Source organism: Streptomyces sp. NPDC028305 (assembly GCF_055569495.1).
Window position 1 is genome coordinate 94,713 of record NZ_JBVHTN010000008.1, and the last position, 17,162, is coordinate 111,874.

At 73.6% G+C, this 17,162-nt stretch carries 15 protein-coding genes and 1 riboswitch; of the genes, 11 read left to right on the top strand and 4 right to left on the bottom strand.

Going from position 1 to position 17,162, the window contains the following annotated elements; translation table 11 throughout:
* Positions 1-200 precede the first annotated feature (200 nt).
* Both ACZ4WQ_RS33850 and ACZ4WQ_RS33855 read right to left on the bottom strand, forming a co-directional pair.
* Positions 201-905 carry an ArsR/SmtB family transcription factor gene (locus tag ACZ4WQ_RS33850; protein ID WP_385346549.1) on the bottom strand — a complete coding sequence of 235 codons (705 nt, stop codon included), beginning with the start codon at positions 903-905 and terminating at the stop codon, positions 201-203.
* Positions 906-1,136: 231 nt separating this feature from the next.
* Entirely contained in the window at positions 1,137-2,366 is a 1,230-nt protein-coding gene (locus ACZ4WQ_RS33855) for an MFS transporter (protein WP_398375491.1), read from the bottom strand.
* 108 nt (positions 2,367-2,474) lie between these two features.
* Between ACZ4WQ_RS33855 and ACZ4WQ_RS33860 the strand changes: the two genes are divergently transcribed.
* The 11 genes from ACZ4WQ_RS33860 (at position 2,475) to ACZ4WQ_RS33910 (ending at position 13,961) form a co-directional block, all read left to right on the top strand.
* A complete protein-coding gene (locus ACZ4WQ_RS33860; RefSeq protein ID WP_398375493.1) occupies positions 2,475-3,680 on the top strand; it encodes an ROK family transcriptional regulator in 1,206 nt (401 codons plus the stop codon).
* 198 nt (positions 3,681-3,878) lie between these two features.
* Positions 3,879-5,198, top strand: coding sequence for an alginate lyase family protein (locus tag ACZ4WQ_RS33865; protein ID WP_311725858.1), 1,320 nt, complete (start codon positions 3,879-3,881; stop codon positions 5,196-5,198).
* A gap of 81 nt (positions 5,199-5,279) precedes the next feature.
* Positions 5,280-5,410, top strand: a riboswitch (FMN riboswitch).
* A gap of 146 nt (positions 5,411-5,556) precedes the next feature.
* A complete protein-coding gene (ribD, locus tag ACZ4WQ_RS33870; RefSeq protein WP_398375495.1) occupies positions 5,557-6,666 on the top strand; it encodes a bifunctional diaminohydroxyphosphoribosylaminopyrimidine deaminase/5-amino-6-(5-phosphoribosylamino)uracil reductase RibD in 1,110 nt (369 codons plus the stop codon).
* A complete protein-coding gene (locus tag ACZ4WQ_RS33875; RefSeq protein ID WP_358847467.1) occupies positions 6,667-7,296 on the top strand; it encodes a riboflavin synthase in 630 nt (209 codons plus the stop codon).
* Between the two features lie 62 nt (positions 7,297-7,358).
* On the top strand, positions 7,359-8,678 hold the full coding sequence (locus ACZ4WQ_RS33880) for a bifunctional 3,4-dihydroxy-2-butanone-4-phosphate synthase/GTP cyclohydrolase II (protein WP_311725913.1): 1,320 nt from the start codon (positions 7,359-7,361) through the stop codon (positions 8,676-8,678).
* A gap of 72 nt (positions 8,679-8,750) precedes the next feature.
* Positions 8,751-9,224: a 6,7-dimethyl-8-ribityllumazine synthase gene (gene ribH, locus ACZ4WQ_RS33885; RefSeq protein ID WP_352129088.1), complete on the top strand. Its 474-nt coding sequence runs from the start codon at positions 8,751-8,753 to the stop codon at positions 9,222-9,224.
* 240 nt (positions 9,225-9,464) lie between these two features.
* Complete coding sequence (locus ACZ4WQ_RS33890) at positions 9,465-9,737, top strand: phosphoribosyl-ATP diphosphatase (protein ID WP_311725862.1); 273 nt, start codon at positions 9,465-9,467, stop codon at positions 9,735-9,737.
* Between the two features lie 59 nt (positions 9,738-9,796).
* Positions 9,797-10,645, top strand: coding sequence for an ATP phosphoribosyltransferase (hisG, locus tag ACZ4WQ_RS33895; RefSeq protein WP_311725863.1), 849 nt, complete (start codon positions 9,797-9,799; stop codon positions 10,643-10,645).
* A gap of 74 nt (positions 10,646-10,719) precedes the next feature.
* Positions 10,720-11,220 carry a PH domain-containing protein gene (locus ACZ4WQ_RS33900; protein WP_385351649.1) on the top strand — a complete coding sequence of 167 codons (501 nt, stop codon included), beginning with the start codon at positions 10,720-10,722 and terminating at the stop codon, positions 11,218-11,220.
* 228 nt (positions 11,221-11,448) lie between these two features.
* Positions 11,449-12,846 (top strand): hemolysin family protein, encoded by a 1,398-nt coding sequence (locus ACZ4WQ_RS33905; protein WP_358847486.1) that lies wholly within the window; start codon positions 11,449-11,451, stop codon positions 12,844-12,846.
* Entirely contained in the window at positions 12,843-13,961 is a 1,119-nt protein-coding gene (locus ACZ4WQ_RS33910) for a hemolysin family protein (protein ID WP_468022683.1), read from the top strand. Before ACZ4WQ_RS33905 ends, ACZ4WQ_RS33910 begins: the two co-directional genes overlap by 4 nt.
* Before the next feature lie 162 nt (positions 13,962-14,123).
* On the opposite strand, the gene ACZ4WQ_RS33915 is transcribed toward ACZ4WQ_RS33910, so the two are convergent.
* Together ACZ4WQ_RS33915 and ACZ4WQ_RS33920 are read right to left on the bottom strand one after the other, a co-directional pair.
* Entirely contained in the window at positions 14,124-16,022 is a 1,899-nt protein-coding gene (locus tag ACZ4WQ_RS33915) for an AAA family ATPase (protein ID WP_311725866.1), read from the bottom strand.
* 450 nt (positions 16,023-16,472) lie between these two features.
* Positions 16,473-17,123 carry a uridine kinase family protein gene (locus ACZ4WQ_RS33920; protein ID WP_311725867.1) on the bottom strand — a complete coding sequence of 217 codons (651 nt, stop codon included), beginning with the start codon at positions 17,121-17,123 and terminating at the stop codon, positions 16,473-16,475.
* Between the last annotated feature and the right edge of the window lie 39 nt (positions 17,124-17,162).

The following is a 17,162-nucleotide window of genomic DNA, read 5'->3' on the forward strand; positions in this document are numbered from 1 at the left end:
GATCGCAGCAATGTTAGTGGGTCGAAAGTGTGTTTCATTCCACTATGGGCTGCTGTGGGTGGCCTGCCCCGGGCGGCCCGGGCTCGGCCGGGAAATGGTAGATCAGGCCCCGGACCAGCGTGTCCTCGCCCCCAGGCGATCCACCCGGCCCGCGAGGCGCGCGCTCCGTCCGGTCAGGCCGGTCAGGCTGGTCAGGCCGGTCATTCGGGGAGCCGCACGCCCAGCAGGTCGCGCAGCGCCCGCCGCCCCTCCTCGCTCACCCGCAGCGCCCGCTGGCTGCCGATCCGCGCACACCACCCCGCGTCCAGCGCATGCCGGCACAGCGCGGCGCCCGCCACGCCCGCCAGATGCGGTCTGCGCTCGGTCCAGTCCAGACAGCTGCGCGCCATCGGCCGGCGCCCGCGCGAGGCCGCCGACAGGTCCACGCCGAGCCGCCGGAACCAGACCAGGCCGACGTCGGTCAGCGCGAACCCCTCCGCCCCCCGCAGCAGCCCGTGCTCCACCATCGCGTCGGTGATCGCCGTGCCCAGCCGCCCGGCGAGATGGTCGTAGCAGGTGCGGGCCCGCGCCATGGCCTCACCGGCGCTGGCCGCGCGCAGCGTACGGGGCGCGGGCGGCGGCGCGGCATGGCCGGACAGGTCCTCGATCAGCTGGGCGACCTGCGGCCCCGCCAGCCGTACATAGCGATGCCTGCCCTGCCGCTCCTCCGCCAGCAGGCCGCCCTCGACGAGCCTGCTCAGATGCTCGCTCGCGGTCGACGCGGCCACCCCGGCGAGCCGCGCCAGCTCCCCGGCGGTCCAGGCGCGCCCGTCGAGCAGCGCCAGACAGAACGACGCGCGGGTCTCGTCGGCGAGCAGCGAGGCGAGGCGGGCGAGCTGGGGTCCGCGGGGGTGGGGCTGCGACATACGCCCATCATCCGCCCCCGACACTTCGGCCCCGCCCGAACGATCGCGCGCCTGCGGCGGGCCCTGTCCCCTACCCGCCCCTTCCCGCAATCGGGGCTCCGCTCCGGACCCCGGTCCTCAGTCGCCGGACAGTCAGCCCGTCCGGCGATTGAGGACACGCCCGAAGGGCGTCCGGGGTCTGGGGGCTTGCCCCCAGTTGCGGGAAGGGGCGGGTAGGGGAAAACCGCCGCGTCAGCGACGCGTCGCGCTGGACGCCGCCGCGTCCGCGTGGCCGCCCGCCGCCCCCTCGCGCGCCGGCCCGCGCAGCACCCCCGCCCCCATCACCAGCCCCAGCGCCAGCACCGTCACCACACCGAACGACGCCGTCAGCGAGGTCGCGTCCGCGATCGACCCCATCGCGGCCGGAGCGATCAGCCCCGATGTGTACGTGATGGTCGCGACGCCCGCGATGGCCTGGCTGGGAGCCGGCCCGCTGCGCGCCGCCGCCGCGAAGGCGAGCGGGACGACCACCGCGACGCCCAGGCCGAGCAGGCCGAATCCGGTGATGGCCAGGGCGGGCCCGGTGGCCGTCACCACCAGCACGCCGCCGGCCGTGGACAGGACACCGCCCGCGCGTACGGTCCGCACCGCGCCGAAGCGGCCCACCACCGCGTCGCCGACGAGCCGGGCCGCGGCCATCGTGCAGGAGAAGGCCGTGGTGCAGACGGCGGCGAGGCCGGGGGAGGAGTCCAGGACGTCCCGCAGATAGACCGCCGACCAGTCCAGGCTCGCGCCCTCCGCGAACACCGCGCAGAAGCCGACTGCGCCGATGATCAGCGCGGAGCGGGGCGGCAGGGCGAAGCGGGGCGGCGGGTGCTCTTCGGGGGCGCTGCGCAGATCGAGCACCCAGCGGCAGACGACCGCGCCGATCAGGGTGAGCACGGCAGCCGCGAGGCCGAGGTGCAGCCGTGCGTCCGTGCCGGCGTGGGCGGCGAGCGTGCCGGCCGCCGAGCCGAGGAGCGCTCCGACGCTCCACATGCCGTGCAGCCCGGACATGATGGAGCGGCCGAGGCGGTTCTCGACCTCCACACCGAGGGCGTTCATGGCGACGTCGGCCATCCCGGCGGTGGCGCCGTAGACGAACAGCGCGCCGCACAGCCAGACCAGGCCGGGCGCCATCGGCGGCAGCACCAGCGACAGGCACCACAGCGCGATCAGGGCGCGCAGCGCGGCGCGGGCGCCGAAGCGGTGGCTGATCCGCCCGGCCAGGGGCATCGCGACGGAGGCCCCGAGCGCGGGGAAGACCAGCGCGAGGCCGAGCAGGCCCGCGCCGAGGTCCAGATGCTCCTGGATCCAGGGCACGCGGGTGGCGAAGTTGCCGGTGACCGCGCCGTGGACGGCGAACACGGCCGCCACGGCCACCCGCGCCCGCCGGACCTCGCGCTGTTGCGGAGTCTGCGCCTCCGTACCGTCGTCGTCCATGCCCCTGCTGCCCACCCTCCCGGAGACGCGTTTCGCCCACGGAAACTATCAGGAAGGGTCCCTGATAGATAGGGTCCAGATGAGCGGTGCCTCTGAAAGGATCCCGCCATGACGTCGACGCGCGTGTCCCTGGCGGGCCGTACCGCCTCCCCGAGTACGGCGCGGGCCATCAACGACCGCCTCGCCCTGCACCTCCTCAAGGATGAGGGGCCGCTGACCGCCGGTCAGCTCAAGTCCATGACCGGGCTGTCCCGGCCCACCATCGCGGACCTGGTCGAGCGGTTGCGGAGCGCCGGGCTGATCGCGGTGGTGGGGGAGGCGGGCGCCGAGCGGCGGGGGCCCAACGCCCGGGTGTACGGCATCGTCGCGGACAGCGCGTATGTGGCGGGCGTGGACGTCCGCGCGCGGAGCGTCGCGGTGTGCGTGGCCGACCTGCTGGGCCACACCGTCTCCGAGGCCACACTGCCGGTCGCCGCCGACGTGGAGCCCGCGCGGGCCGCCGAGGCGACGGTGGATCTGGTGCGGCGCACGGCCCGGGAGGCGGGGGCCGAGCGGCTGCACCACATCGGCATCGGCGCCCCGGGGCTCGTCGACCCGGCGACCGGCGAGCTGGCCGTCACCGACTCCCTGCCCGGCTGGCACCGTGAGCTGAGCGCGGCCCTGCACGCCGGCCTCGGGGCGCCGGTGCTGCTGGAGAACGAGGTCAACCTGGCCGCGGTCGCCGAGCAGCGGCTCGGTGTGGTCCGCGACCGGGACACCTTTGTGCTGCTGTGGCTCGGCCATGGCGTCGGCGCGGCCGTCGTGCTCGACCGGGTGCTGCGGCGCGGGGCCTCGGGCGGCACGGGGGAGATCGGCTTCATGCCGGTGCCAGGAACGTCGGGGCTGCCCTCGGCGACCGCCTGCGACGGCGGCTTCCACTCGCTCGCGAGCAGCCCGGCGGTCTGTGAACTCGCCCGTGAGCTGGGCCTGTCGGCCGACGCGGCGGACGACGCGCCGGCGGCGGAGGCGGCCGTACGGGCCGCGGTGGACGCGGGGGAGCGGGGCGAGCCGTTCCTGGAAGCGCTCGCGGGCCGGATCGCGGTTGGGGCGGCCGCGGTGTGCGCGGTGCTCGACCCGGGCTGTGTGGTGCTCGGCGGAGAGGTGGGCCGGGCCGGGGGCCCTGCCCTGGCGCGGCGTGTGGAGGACCGGCTCCGGCGGATGTCGCCGCTGCGCACCCAGGTGCGGGCCGGGGTGGTGGGCGGCGGCGGAGTGCTGCGCGGCGCGGTCCTGACCGCCATGGACGCCACCCAGAACCAGCTGTTCGGCGCCCCGTAGCCGCACCGGGAGCGAGTTGTTCGGCGCCCCGTAGCCGTACCGGGAGCCGGCTGTTCGGCGCCCGTGGCCGTACCCGGAGCGGGCGGTTCTCCACCGGGCGGAGTTGTGCGCGGTCTCTTGTCGTGAGCATGGCCCCGACATAGCCTGACCCACGATCGCGATCCTGAATCCTGTTCAGATAGCTGATTGGGGTCCTCGATGGGAGCAACTCCTCCAGGGCGTGGGCCGATCGCCCGCGCCGCTGTCGCCCTCTCCGTCGCCCTTGCCGCGGTATTCGCGGTGTTGGCCATCCCCGCCGCCCCCTCCGCGCATGGCGCCGAGCCCGCCCGCCACCCGGCCCCGGTACCCGAAACCGTGGTGCTCGACGGCCCACGCCTGGCCCTGACCAAGGCGAAGCTCCAGGCCGGGGACGCCCGGCTGAAGCGGACCGTACGCGATCTGACCGCCCAGGCCGACCAGTGGATGACCCAGGGCCCCTGGACGGTCACCGACAAGGACCAGGTGCCGCCCAGCGGCGACAAGCACGACTACTTCAGCCAGGCCCCGTACTGGTGGCCCACCCAGCCGAAGACCGAGGACAATCCGTACGGCTGCCCCTACGTTCAGAAGGATGGCCAGCGGAACCCCGATGTGGACAAGATGACGGACCGTCCCGAGGTGGGCAAGGTCTTCGAGTCCGCCTACGAGCTCTCCCTGGCCTGGTACTACACCGGCAAGCGCGGCTACGCCGAGCACGCCGCCGAGATCCTGCGCACCTGGTTCGTCACCCCGGCGACCCGGATGAACCCCAGCCTGAACCACGCCCAGTTCATCCCCTGCAAGTACGACGGCCGCGCCATCGGCATCATCGACTTCTCCCAGGGCTTCACCAGCCTCCTGGACGCCGCCGCCATCCTCGACACCGGCGCCCCCGGCTGGTCCCGCCAGGACCACACGGGCTTCCGCACCTGGAACAAGCAGTTCCTGGACTGGCTGGTGAACAGCGACTTCGGCAAGGAGGAGGGCGCCGCCGAGAACAACCACGGCACCTTCTTCGACATGCAGGTCGCCGCCATCGCCGCGGCGGTCGGCGACCGCGACCTCGCCCGCCAGGTCGTCCGCGAGGCCCGGACCAAGCGCGTGGACGCCCAGATCGCGGCGGACGGCACCCAGCCCGGCGAGCTGTCCCGCACCCGCAGCTTCCACTACTCCACCTTCAACCTCGTCGCCTTCACGCGGCTCGCGGCCGTCGGCAAGCACGTCGGCGTGGACCTGTGGCACTACACGGGACCGGGCGGGGCGAATCTCTTCAAGGCCGTGGACGTGCTGCTCCCGGCGGCCACCGGGGCGCGGCCCTGGCCGTACCCGGAGCTGGACTTCCGCGCCTACGCGGCCAGCGACATCGTGCACGCGGCGGCCGACGCGGGCGACCGCAGGGCCAAGGCGGCGCTCCCCGCGCTCCAGGCGCCGCCCGGCGGCGACCTGTGGGCGCTGCGGCCCGCCGTCGAGCAGCTCGACAGCATCGCCACTACCGGCTGACCGGCGGGTGAGGCAAGCCACACTCCTACGGCTCCAGCTGTGCCGACGTCCCGTGGCACACTGGGGCCGTACCAGTGACGTCAGCGCACTCCGGGGTCGGTGAAAATCCGAGCCGGCGGTTACAGTCCGCGACCCGTCCGCCTCCAGCGGCCGGTTGACCAGGTGAAATTCCTGGACCGACGGTGAAAGTCCGGATGGGAGGCAGTGCGCGGCGGGAGCAGAGCACCGGTGCGCCGCCGTCGGCGGCCCGCCCCTTGTGGCGGACCGTTTCCCGGCCCAGGCGTTCCCCGGTGCCGTCTTTCCGCTTCTGTCATCTCGACAGCCCCGGAGTCCGTGCCCGAAGAGGCAGGAGGACCCGGTGGCCACCGCAGCCGAAGCCGAAGCGATGCGCCGTGCCGTGGCGCTCGCCGCCCGGGGCCTCGGCCACACCAGCCCCAACCCCGTCGTCGGCTGCGTGATCCTCGACGCCGACGGCCGTACCGCCGGCGAGGGCTGGCACCAGGGGGCCGGCGGCCCGCACGCGGAGATCCACGCCCTGCGCGCCGCCGGTGAGCGGGCCCGCGGCGGCACCGCCGTCGTCACCCTCGAACCCTGCAACCACACCGGTCGCACCGGCCCCTGCGCCCAGGCGCTGCTGGACGCCGGAATCGCCCGCGTCGTGTACGCGGTCGCCGACCCCAACGACCAGGCCGCCGGCGGGGCCGCCACCCTCGCCGCCGCCGGGGCCGACGTGGAGAGCGGCCTGCTCGCCGACCAGGCCGCCGCGGGCAACGAGGCCTGGCTGGCCTCGACGCGGCTCGGCCGCCCCTTCGTGCTGTGGAAGTACGCCGCGACCCTGGACGGGCGCAGCGCCGCCGCCGACGGCACCAGCCGCTGGATCACCTCGGCCGAGTCCCGCGCCGATGTGCACCGGCTGCGCGCCGAGGCCGACGCGGTGGTGGTCGGCTCCGGCACCCTGCGCGCCGACGACCCGCACCTCGCGGTGCGCGGCCGGGACGGCGCCCGGCAGCCGCTGCGCGTCGTACTCGACAGCAAGGGCACCATCGCCCCGGGCGCCCGGGTCCTCGACGGCGCCGCGCCCACCCTGGTCGCCGTCGCCGAGGACGCCCCCGCCGTGCCGCCGGGCGCCGAGGCCGTCCGGCTGCCGCGCGCCGCGGCCGGGCCGGGCCTGGACATCCCCGCGCTGCTCGAGGAGTTGTACGCGCGCGGTGTCCGCTCGGTCCTGTTGGAGGGCGGCCCGACGCTTGCCGGGGCGTTCCTCGCCGCCCGCGCCGTCGACAAGGTCGTCGGCTATCTCGCCCCCGTACTGCTCGGCGCGGGCACCCACGCCCTCGCCGACGCGGGAATTACCACCATCACGCAGGCGCTTCGCCTGGAGCTGACCGACGTCACCAGGCTCGGGCCCGACCTGCGCGTCACCGCCGTACCCGCCGTACCCACCGTCCCCGTCGCCCCCGAGGAGAGCTGAGTGTTCACCGGAATCGTCGAAGAACTGGGCGAGATCGTCGCCGTCGAGAACCTCGGCGACGCGTCCCGCTTCCTGGTCAGCGGCCCCGTCGTCACCGAAGGCGCCAAGCACGGCGACTCCATCGCCGTCAACGGCGTCTGCCTCACCGTCGTCGACACCGAGGACGGCCGGTTCTCCGCCGACGTCATGGCCGAGACCCTGAACCGCTCCAGCCTCGGCGCCCTCGCCGTCGGCTCCCGCGTCAACCTGGAGCGCCCCATGGCGCTCGGCGGGCGCCTGGGCGGCCATCTGGTGCAGGGCCACGTCGACGGCACCGGCACCATCGTCGAGCGCAAGCCCTCCGAGCACTGGGAGATCGTCAAGGTCTCGCTCCCCGCCGAGCTGAGCCGCTATGTGGTCGAGAAGGGCTCCATCACGGTCGACGGCATCAGCCTGACCGTCGTCGACGCGGGGCCCGACTACTTCACCGTCAGCCTCATCCCGACGACCCTCGACCTCACCACCCTGGGCGTCAAGCAGGCCGGCGACCCGGTCAACCTCGAAGTGGACGTGCTCGCCAAGTACGTCGAGCGGCTGCTGGGCAAGGACGGCCGCCCGCTGGACGCCACGGACGAGGAGACCCTCGCATGACCGCCCCCGCCGTCGGCGACGCACAGGAGCCCACGGACAGCAGGAACACCAGGAAGCGACACATGACCCCCGTACAGACCCTGCCGAGCGTGCGCACCGAGCCCAACGCCGCCGAGTGGCCCGACGAGGTCTCACTCGACTCCGTCGAGCGGGCCATCGCCGAGATCGCCGCCGGACGCCCCGTCGTGGTCGTGGACGACGAGGACCGGGAGAACGAGGGCGACCTCATCGTCGCCGCCGAGAAGGCCACCCCCGAGATCGTCGCCTTCATGATGCGCGAGTGCCGCGGGCTGATCTGCGCCACCCTCGAGGGCACCGACCTCGACCGGCTCGAGCTGCCGCAGATGGTGGAGCAGAACTCCGAGTCCATGCGCACCGCCTTCACCGTCTCGGTCGACGCCACCGCCGAACACGGCGTCGGCACCGGCATCTCCGCCGCCGACCGGTCCACCACCCTGCGCCTGCTGGCCGACCCGCACAGCGCCCCCGGCGACTTCGCCCGCCCCGGGCACATCTTCCCGCTGCGCGCCCGCGCCGGAGGCGTGCTGACCCGCGACGGCCACACCGAGGCCGGTGTCGACCTCGCCCGGCTGGCGGGGCTCCGCCCGGCCGCCGCGATCTGCGAGATCGCGGGCGCGGACGGCACCATGCTGCGCCTGCCCGAGCTGGTCTCCTTCGCCCGCGAACACGGGCTGGCGATCATCTCCATCGAGGAGCTGATCGCCTACCGCCGGGCCACCGAGCCCACCGTGCGGCGCGAGGCCGAGACCCGGCTGCCCACCGCCTTCGGCGACTTCCAGGCGTACGGCTACCGCTCGACCGTCGACGGCGTCGAGCACATCGCCCTCGTCCAGGGCGACATCGGCGACGGCGAGGACGTCCTGGTCCGCGTCCACTCCGAGTGCCTGACCGGCGATGTCTTCGGCTCGCAGCGCTGCGACTGCGGCCCCCAGCTGCACGCCTCCCTCCAGCGGGTCACCGCCGAGGGCCGCGGCGTGGTGGTCTATCTGCGCGGCCACGAGGGCCGCGGCATCGGACTGCTGTCCAAGCTGCGCGCGTACGAGCTCCAGGAGCTGGGCCGCGACACCCTCGACGCCAACCTCGAACTCGGCCTGCCCGCCGACGCCCGCGACTACGCCGCCGGCGCCCGCATCCTCACCGACCTCGGCGTCCGCTCCCTGCGCCTGATGACCAACAACCCGGAGAAGACCGCGGCGCTGGTCCAGCACGGGCTGCGGGTCGTCGGCCGCGAGCCGATGCCCGTCCAGGCGGGCGAGCACAACCTGCGCTATCTGCGCACCAAGCGCGACCGGATGGGCCACGACCTGCCGTGGCTGGAGAACGGCCACCCCCAGCCGATGTCCGCCTGCGGCAACCAGTAGCCATCCCCTGGGATCGCACCACCAGATCACCCCGCACCAAAAGCAACACCAGCACCAAGGAGAGATGTAGACGTGAGCGGTAAGGGAGCCCCCGAGCTGTCCGTGGAGAACAGCGGAGACCTGCGCGTGGCCGTGGTGGCCGCCCAGTGGCACGCCCAGGTGATGGACGGGCTGGTCGACGGGGCGCTGCGCGCCCTGCGCGAGCTGGGCATCGCCGAGCCGGCCCTGCTGCGCGTGCCGGGCAGCTGGGAGCTGCCGGTGGCCGCCAAGGTGCTCGCCGACCGCGGCTACGACGCGGTCGTGGCCCTCGGCGTCGTGATCCGCGGCGGCACCCCCCACTTCGACTATGTGTGCCAGGGCGTCACACAGGGCCTCACCCAGGTCAGCGTGGACACCGGGGTGCCCATCGGCTTCGGCGTGCTCACCTGCGACACCGAGGAGCAGGCGCTGGACCGGGCCGGGCTCCCGGGGTCGAACGAGGACAAGGGCCACGAGGCGGTCACCGCGGCCGTCGCCACCGCAGTCACCCTGCGGTCGGTTGCCTAGGGCCTGTCGTCAAAGGGGGCGCCCTGCTCCCGACGCCTGGCACGGCACCTCGCCGCGTTGTCGCATCGCCCAAGTACGCCCAGTACGAGGGCGACGCTCCGCCTTGCGAGGCTCCCCCAGCTACCGCTGGGCGGTGCCCCCTGCACCAGACGCCGCTCGCGGCCGGACGCCCCCTTTGACGACAGACCCTAGCCCTCGCGCAGAGCCGCGCCCGGCGCCCCCAGTAGGATGACGGGCATCATGCCCAAGAAGACGTTCGAGGAGCTCTTCGCCGAGCTTCAGCAGAAGGCCCTCACGGCCGATCCCGCCACCTCCCGCACCGCCGAGCTGCTTCAGTCGGGCGTGCACGCCATCGGCAAGAAGGTCGTGGAGGAGGCCGCCGAGGTGTGGATGGCCGCCGAGTACGAGAGCGACGCGGCGGCCGCCGAGGAGATCTCACAGCTCCTCTACCACCTCCAGGTGATGATGATCGCCCGGGGCCTGACCCTCGACGACGTCTACGCCCACCTCTGAGCCGTCCCGCCCCGTCCCGCCCCTCGCCCACGTCTCGCCCACGTAAGGAAGAAGTTCTCATGCTGCGCATCGCCGTCCCCAACAAGGGTTCACTGTCCGAGCCTGCGTCGGCGATGCTCCATGAGGCCGGCTACCGGCAGCGCAAGGACCGCAGGGAGCTGGTGCTCGTCGACTCCGAGAACGAGGTCGAGTTCTTCTTCCTGCGCCCCCGCGACATCGCCGTGTACGTGGGCTCCGGCCGCCTCGACATCGGCATCACCGGCCGTGACCTGCTGCTCGACTCCGGCTCCCAGGCCGAGGAGATCATGCAGCTCGGCTTCGCCGGGTCCACCTTCCGCTACGCCACCCGGCCCGGCACGGCGAAGGACGTCAGCGAGTTCGGCGGGATGACCGTCGCCACCTCCTTCTCGGGCCTGGTCACCAAGCACCTCGCGGACAACGGCGTCGACGCCGCCGTCGTGCACCTCGACGGCGCCGTCGAGACCGCCATCCAGCTCGGCGTGGCCGAGGTCATCGCGGATGTCGTGGAGACCGGCACCACCCTGCGCAACGCCGGTCTGGAGATCATCGGCGAGCCGATCCTGAAGTCCGAGGCGATCGTCATCCGCCGCACCGGCGCCCCCGTCGACGACCCCAAGGTCCAGCAGTTCCTCCGCCGGATGCAGGGCGTGCTGGTGGCCCGGCGCTACGTGATGATGGACTACGACATCCGGGTCGAGCAGGTGGAGCGGGCCGTGGCGCTCACCCCCGGCCTCGAGTCGCCCACCGTCTCCCCGCTGCACCACGAGGGCTGGGTCGCGGTCCGCTCGATGGTCCCGACCAAGGACGCCCAGCGGATCATGGACGAGCTGTACGACCTGGGGGCGCGGGCCATTCTGACCACCGGCATCCACGCCTGCCGCCTCTGACGTCCGGCGCGCCCTTCAGCGGCCCGCCCTCCCACCAGACCCACCGTTCCTCTCACGGAGAGACCCCACACCACGTGTCCGCCTCCGATTCGGCGCCCGCGCAGCCCCCTGCCGGGCTCCCCGCCCTCCCCGTCACCTTCCGGCCGACCCGCACCCGGGCCGTCCTGCTGACCACCGGAGCCGTCCTGGTCGTCCTCCTCACGGCGATCGGACTGGTCCTGGAGGGGCTGAACCCGGGGGAGAGGCTCAGCTTCATCTTCACCGGCCTGCTGTTCTTCGGTGTGCTGGCGCTGCTCAGCCGGCCCAAGGTGGTCGCCGACTCCGGCGGGGTGACCGTCGTCAATCTCACCACCAAGCGCCGGCTGGCGTGGGCGGAGGTGCTGCGGGTCAATCTGCGGCCCGGTGACCCGTGGGTCTTCCTGGACCTCTCCGACGGCACCAGCCTGCCCGTGATGGGCATCCAGCCCGGTATCGCCAAGGCCCGCGCCATCGGCGACGCGCGCGTTCTGCGCGCACTCGCCGAGGAGCACGGCACCGGCCGGTCGGGCGGGAACCGGGACCCCGAAGACGGCTGAAGGCCGCCCGATCGGCCCTCTCCGGCCGCCGGGGCCTGCCCGGAACGCGGGATCCTTGATTACTCTGTTGCGGGGGCGCCGATGGTGCCCCGGCCCTTACCACCTGTCCGTGCACCGTTGTGCCCACCCCGGCAGGCCCCTGCGACCCGAGGAGTGACTCCCTCCAGAGATGGACGGATCGTCCTGTAGTACCTGCGCCGCCCCTCACTCGTGGGCGGCGGCATGAGTATCACCCTGTCCCTCCTGCTGCTCGCGGCAGCACTCGTTCTGATCCTCGCCAACGGCTTCTTCGTGGCGGCCGAATTCGGCCTGGTCACCGTCGAGCGGCCGGACGCCGAGCGCGCCGCCGCCGAGGGCGACCGCCGGGCCCGCACCGTCGTCGAGGCCCTGCGCGAGCTGTCCTTCCAGCTCTCCGGCACCCAGCTGGGCATCACCATCACCTCCCTGGTGGTCGGCATGCTCGCCGAGCCCGCGCTCGGCGCGCTGCTGACCCCTCCCCTGAGTGCCACCGGGCTGCCGCACGGCGCGGTCTCCGGCATCGCCGTGGTGGTGGGCATGCTGATCGCCTCGGCCGTCCAGATGATCATCGGTGAGCTGGTCCCCAAGAACTGGGCGGTCTCCCGGCCGCTCCAGGTCGCGCGGTTCGTCGCCGGGCCGCAGCACGCCTTCGCCCGCTTCTTCCGCCCGCTCATCGCCATGCTCAACACGGTCGCCAACCGGCTGGTGCGGGCGCTGGGCGTGGAGCCCACCGAGGAGCTGGCCTCCGCCCGCACCCCCGGCGAGCTGGTCTCCCTCGCCCGCCACTCCGCGCAGGCGGGCGCCATCGAACAGGACACCGCGGACCTGTTCGTGCGCACCCTCTCCCTCGGCGACCTGACCGCGCAGCATGTGATGACGCCCCGCGTGCGGGTCAGCGCCCTCCAGTCCTCCGCGACCGCGGAGGACGTGCTCAACCTCACCCGCGCCACCGGGCTGTCCCGCTTCCCCGTCTACCGCGAGCGCCTCGACGAGGTGGTCGGCATGGTGCACCTCAAGGACGCCCTCGCGGTGCCCTCGCAGGAGCGGTTGCGCACCTCCGTGGCACGGATCGCCCAGTCCCCGGTGCTGGTCCCCGAGACCCTGCCCGTGCAGCCCCTCCTGGAGCGGCTGCGCAGCGAACAGCCGATAGCCGTCGTCGTCGACGAGTACGGTGGCACGGCCGGCGTGGTCACCCTGGAGGACATCGTCGAGGAGCTGGTCGGAGAGGTGCGCGACGAGCACGACGACGAGGCCGCGGACACCCCGGACCTGGTGCCGACCGCCGCCGAGGACGGCCGCCCCACCTGGGAGGCCGACGGCGGCTGCCGCGTCGACACCCTGCGCCGGATCGGCCTGGAGGCGCCGGACGGGCCGTACGAGACGGTGGCCGGCCTGGTCGCCGACCTCCTCGCACGGATCCCGGCCGTCGGCGACACCGCCGAGCTGCCCGGCTGGAAACTGTCGGTCCGGCAGGTCGGACACCACCGGGCCGAGAGGGTGCGGATCATACGCACCGAGGCCCCGGCGGCCGTCGGCGTCGGCACTGGCACTGGCACAGTCAACGGAAGCGGTGCCGTCGGCGGCGCCGCGCGGGGGGCGGAACGATGAGCCTGGTCCAACTTCTCTTCGCCGCTCTCCTGGTCCTCGCCAACGGCTTCTTCGTCGGCGCCGAGTTCGCTCTCGTCTCCGTCCGCCGCAGCCAGATCGAGCCCCGCGCGGCCGAGGGCTCGGCCCGCGCCCGTACGGTGCTCACCGGCCTGGAGAACCTGCCGCAGATGATGGCGGCCGCGCAGTTCGGCATCACCATCTGCTCGCTGACGCTCGGCGCGGTCGCCGAGCCCACCGTCGCGCACCTGCTGGAGCCGGTCTTCCACGCCGTCCACCTGCCCGAGCAGCTGGTCCACCCCTTCGGTTACGCCATCGCCCTCGCGGTCGTGGTCTGTCTGCACCTGGTCATCGGCGAGATGGTGCCGAAGAACCTGGCCATGGCGGCCCCCGAGAAGACCGCCCTCTGGCTCGCCCCCGGCCTGGTCACCTTCGCCCGCCTCTGCCGGCCGGTCACCGCCCTCCTCGGCGCCTGCGCCCGGCAGGTGCTGCGGCTGTTCCGCGTGGAGCCCAAGGACGAGATCGAGGCGGTCTTCACCAGCGAGCAGCTCACCCACCTCGTCGAGGACTCCCGGCAGGCCGGGCTGCTCGACCCCGGCGAGCACGAGCGGCTCGCCGACGCCCTGGAGCTCGGCAGCCGCCCCGTCACGGACGTCCTGTTCGACCCGGCGGGCCTGGTCACCGTCGACCCCTCGGTCACGCCCCGGCAGATCGAGGAGCTCACCGTACGGACCGGCTACTCCCGGTTCCCGGTGCGCGAGGCGGGCGGCGCGTTCATGGGCTATCTCCATGTGAAGGACGTCCTGGACCTGGAGGCCCCGGACCGGGCCGTACCCCAGCATGTGTGGCGTCCCATCGGCACCCTGCGGGCCGAGCTGCCGCTGGACGACGCGCTGACCCAGATGCGGCGGTCGGCCTCCCACCTGGCGGCTGTCGCCGACGCGTCCGGGAAGGTGCTGGGGCTCGTCGCCCTGGAGGACGTGCTGGAGATGCTGGTGGGCGAGGTGCGGGACCCCTCTCACCGGGGTGGGGCACGGGATCGGGTGGCCGAGCCGCGGGGCGAGGTGGCGCCTTCGGCGCCGTCGGCTTCGGAGGAGGAGCGCGCGATGGTCGGCTGACCGTTGCGTTTGCGCCTGCGGCGGCCGCGCGGCGGAGCCGCATATCGATGCTGTGTCCCCGACCCGCCCCTTCCCGAAACCGGGGGCAGGCCCCCGGACCCCCTCACGCCCTTCGGGCGTGTCCTCAAGCGCCGGACGGGCTGAAAATCAGCCCCTCCGGCGCTACTCCAGGGGTGGGTCCTCGGGGTCGCGGTACATGGGGCCGCGGCCGGAGAGGACCTCGCCGTACGCCTGCATCAGATCCGGCAGCCGCAGCGTCGCGAGATCCTCGCGCGTAGGCGTCCCCGTCCACCCGGACAACCGCAGATCCCGGTACGCGCAACTCTTCTCGTACAGCGTCCGCAGAAACCGCCCGTTGCCCAGCTCGTCGATCCAGCCCTGCTCCACCACGTGTCCGCTGATGGACCGCAGCTCCTCCACGGCCTCCTCGTCCCACTTGTCGCCGTTCTCCGCGGCCAGGACCTCGCCGATCCGGGTGAGCTCGAGCGGGCGGTAGCTGGGGAAGTCGACGCGGGTGGTGAAGCGCGAGCCGAGGCCGGGGTTCGCGGCCAGCAGCCGGTCCATGCCCTCGGGGTAGCCGGCGAGGATCACCACGAGGCGGTCGCGGTTGTCCTCGGCGCGCTTGAGCAGCACCTGGAGCGCCTCGTCGCCGTACGCGTCGCCCTTGCTGTAGCCGGAGTTGGAGAGGGAGTACGCCTCGTCCACGAACAGCACCCCGCCGAGCGCGGAGTCGATCAGCTCGTTGGCCTTCACGGCCGTCTGGCCGAGGTACTCGCCGACCAGGTCGGCGCGCCCGGCCTCGACGAGATGGTCGCCGCCCAGCAGTCCGAGCGCGTAGAACACGCGGCCGAGGATGCGGGCGACGGTGGTCTTGCCGGTGCCGGAGGGGCCGGAGAAGACGAAGTGGCGCTTGGGCGGCTGGACCGGGAGGCCCTGTCCGGCGCGCAGCCGGGCCATGTGGAGCTGGGCGGACAGCGCCCGCACCTGCCGCTTGACGGGCTCCAGGCCCACCATGCGCTCCAGCTCCTGAAGCGCGTTCTCCAGCAGGACGGGGTCGGAGGGGCCGGGCTGCGGGGTCGCGCCGGCTCGCTCGCGCGGGCCGTCGGCGGCGACCACGGGGGCGCCGACCAGCGGGGGGCCTTCCGGGTCCGGGCCGGTGGCGCGCAGCTCGCGGCCGTCCGGCGGGTCGGCCGTGACCAGGGGGTCGGGGTCGGTGGCGGCGTCGCGGCCCTCGGCGGCGTCCTGGCTGCCGAGCCCGGCCAGCGAGACGGCGGCGAGGTCGGCGGTCTCGTCGAGGCCGTCGCCCTCCGCTATGGCCGCGAGCCGGGCCGAGGTGTCCATGAAGGTCGGGTCGATGCGGTGCACCGCGCGGTAGAGGGGGAGCGCCGCGGCGCTGCGGCCGGTGCCCTCATGGGCGCGGGCCAGCCAGTAGCGCAGCTCCTTGCGCTGCGGCTGTTCGCTGCGGCAGCGCATCAGGGCGGCGGCGAGCAGCGGTTCCGCCTGGCCGAACATCTCGAGACGCACCCGGGCCATGCCGCCGAACAGCCCCGCCTCGATGCCCAGTAACGGATCGTCCAGCAGCGGCTCGGTGTGCCGCACCAGCTGCTCCCAGTCCTTGACCAGATAGGCCCGGCAGGCGTGCAGAAAGCGCGCCTGCGGATCGGCCTCCACGGGCGGGCAGCCGGCCAGGGCCCGGTCCAGCTCGGGGACGTGGCGGCCGTCGAGCCAGTGGGAGGCGTGTGCGAGCAGCAGGTCCCGGCTGGTCTCCAGGACGGGCTGGACCCACCAGCCCAGCCAGTACCAGGAGTTCAGGGTGCGGCGGTGGTGGGCGCGCTGTTCGCCGAAGCGGTCGCGGTGCCGGTACATCCGCAGCAGCGCGGTGGTGGTGTCGGCCCGCAGCGCGTGCAGACCGAGCCAGGCGTCGGCCATTCCGGGATCGTGCCGCACCGCGACCCGGAACTCGTCCTCCGCCTGCGCGTACGCGCCCATCGTGTAGGCGTCGACGGCACGCAGCCAGGCGAGATCGGCCGGGGCGTGCGAACCCTGCGTGCCGAAATCCATCACGTCCCCCACAAACCCTGCCCCCGTGGTTGCCGCAGGGGCGGCTGCCCCGCTTCGCATCGTACCTGCGCAGGCCGCACGGGCCGAGGGTGCCGCACGGCTGTTCGTGTCCAACTTGCCTGGCCGGGCGGCGTGCGCGGGGGCGCGGACGGGGCGCGAAAGGCCGGAAGACGCTGGTCACCCAGGGTGAGGGGGTCCGAGGACAAAAGTGGTGGAAAGGGACTCCGGAAGGATCTCCGTGAGCCCTCCCGGACAGGACGAAGCCCCCGATCACGGGGGAACAACCGGGGGCTTCGCGTTGTGGGGCGACTCGCACGAGTCGCACATTGAGAACGTAAGACCTGTATGGGCCCTAGGTCAAGCCGAGTTGGGGTGCGCGTCGTGCGCCGGGAGCGCCGCGCGGGCGCGGTCGGCCGCGCATCGTCACACAGAGTGATGCCGGGGGGTGGTTCAGGGCGCCTCGGCGGGCCCCGTGAGCAACTCGTACCCCTCGTTTCGCTGCATCACCAGGATTTCGGCATGGGGACGTGAGGGGTCGGCGGCGAAATGCGCGCGCTCGGCGAGAAGCCAGCCGTCCCAGAATGTGGACATCTCCGGTCCGTCCCGCAGCTGTCCCCGCCGCCAGGACTCCGCCTCGGGCAGTTCCATCCACAGCAGGCGCGCAAGGTGCGGGCGCAGGGCGCGGCGCCCGCTGCCCACGCCCTCGACGAGCACCACGGGGGCCGGGTCGAGCCGCCGAGAGGCGGCCGTGAAGCGGCGCTCCACCCAGTCGTACGGCGCGTAGTGGGCGGCGGCGCCGCGGGCGAGGGGGTCGAGGATCTGCGCGCGCAGCCGCCCGGTCCAGGCGAACAGCTCGTCGTGGGTGGCGAGGTCGTCGGTGTGCAGCACGGGGGCGCCGCCGAGCGCCGCCGCCAGCCGCCCGGCGAATGTGGTCTTGCCGGACCCGGCGTGCCCGTCCACCGCGACCAGCCGTACGGGCCCGCACGAGGGCGGCAGCGCGCGCAGCCGCGCGGCCAGCGCGGCGAGCTGATCGGGCGGCTCCGGGGCGGCGGCCGGGGGGCCGGGCGGGGCGGGCGGTGCGGCGGGGCGGTACAGATCCATCGCCGACCACCTTACGGCCGCGGCCCCGGGCCTGCCGCG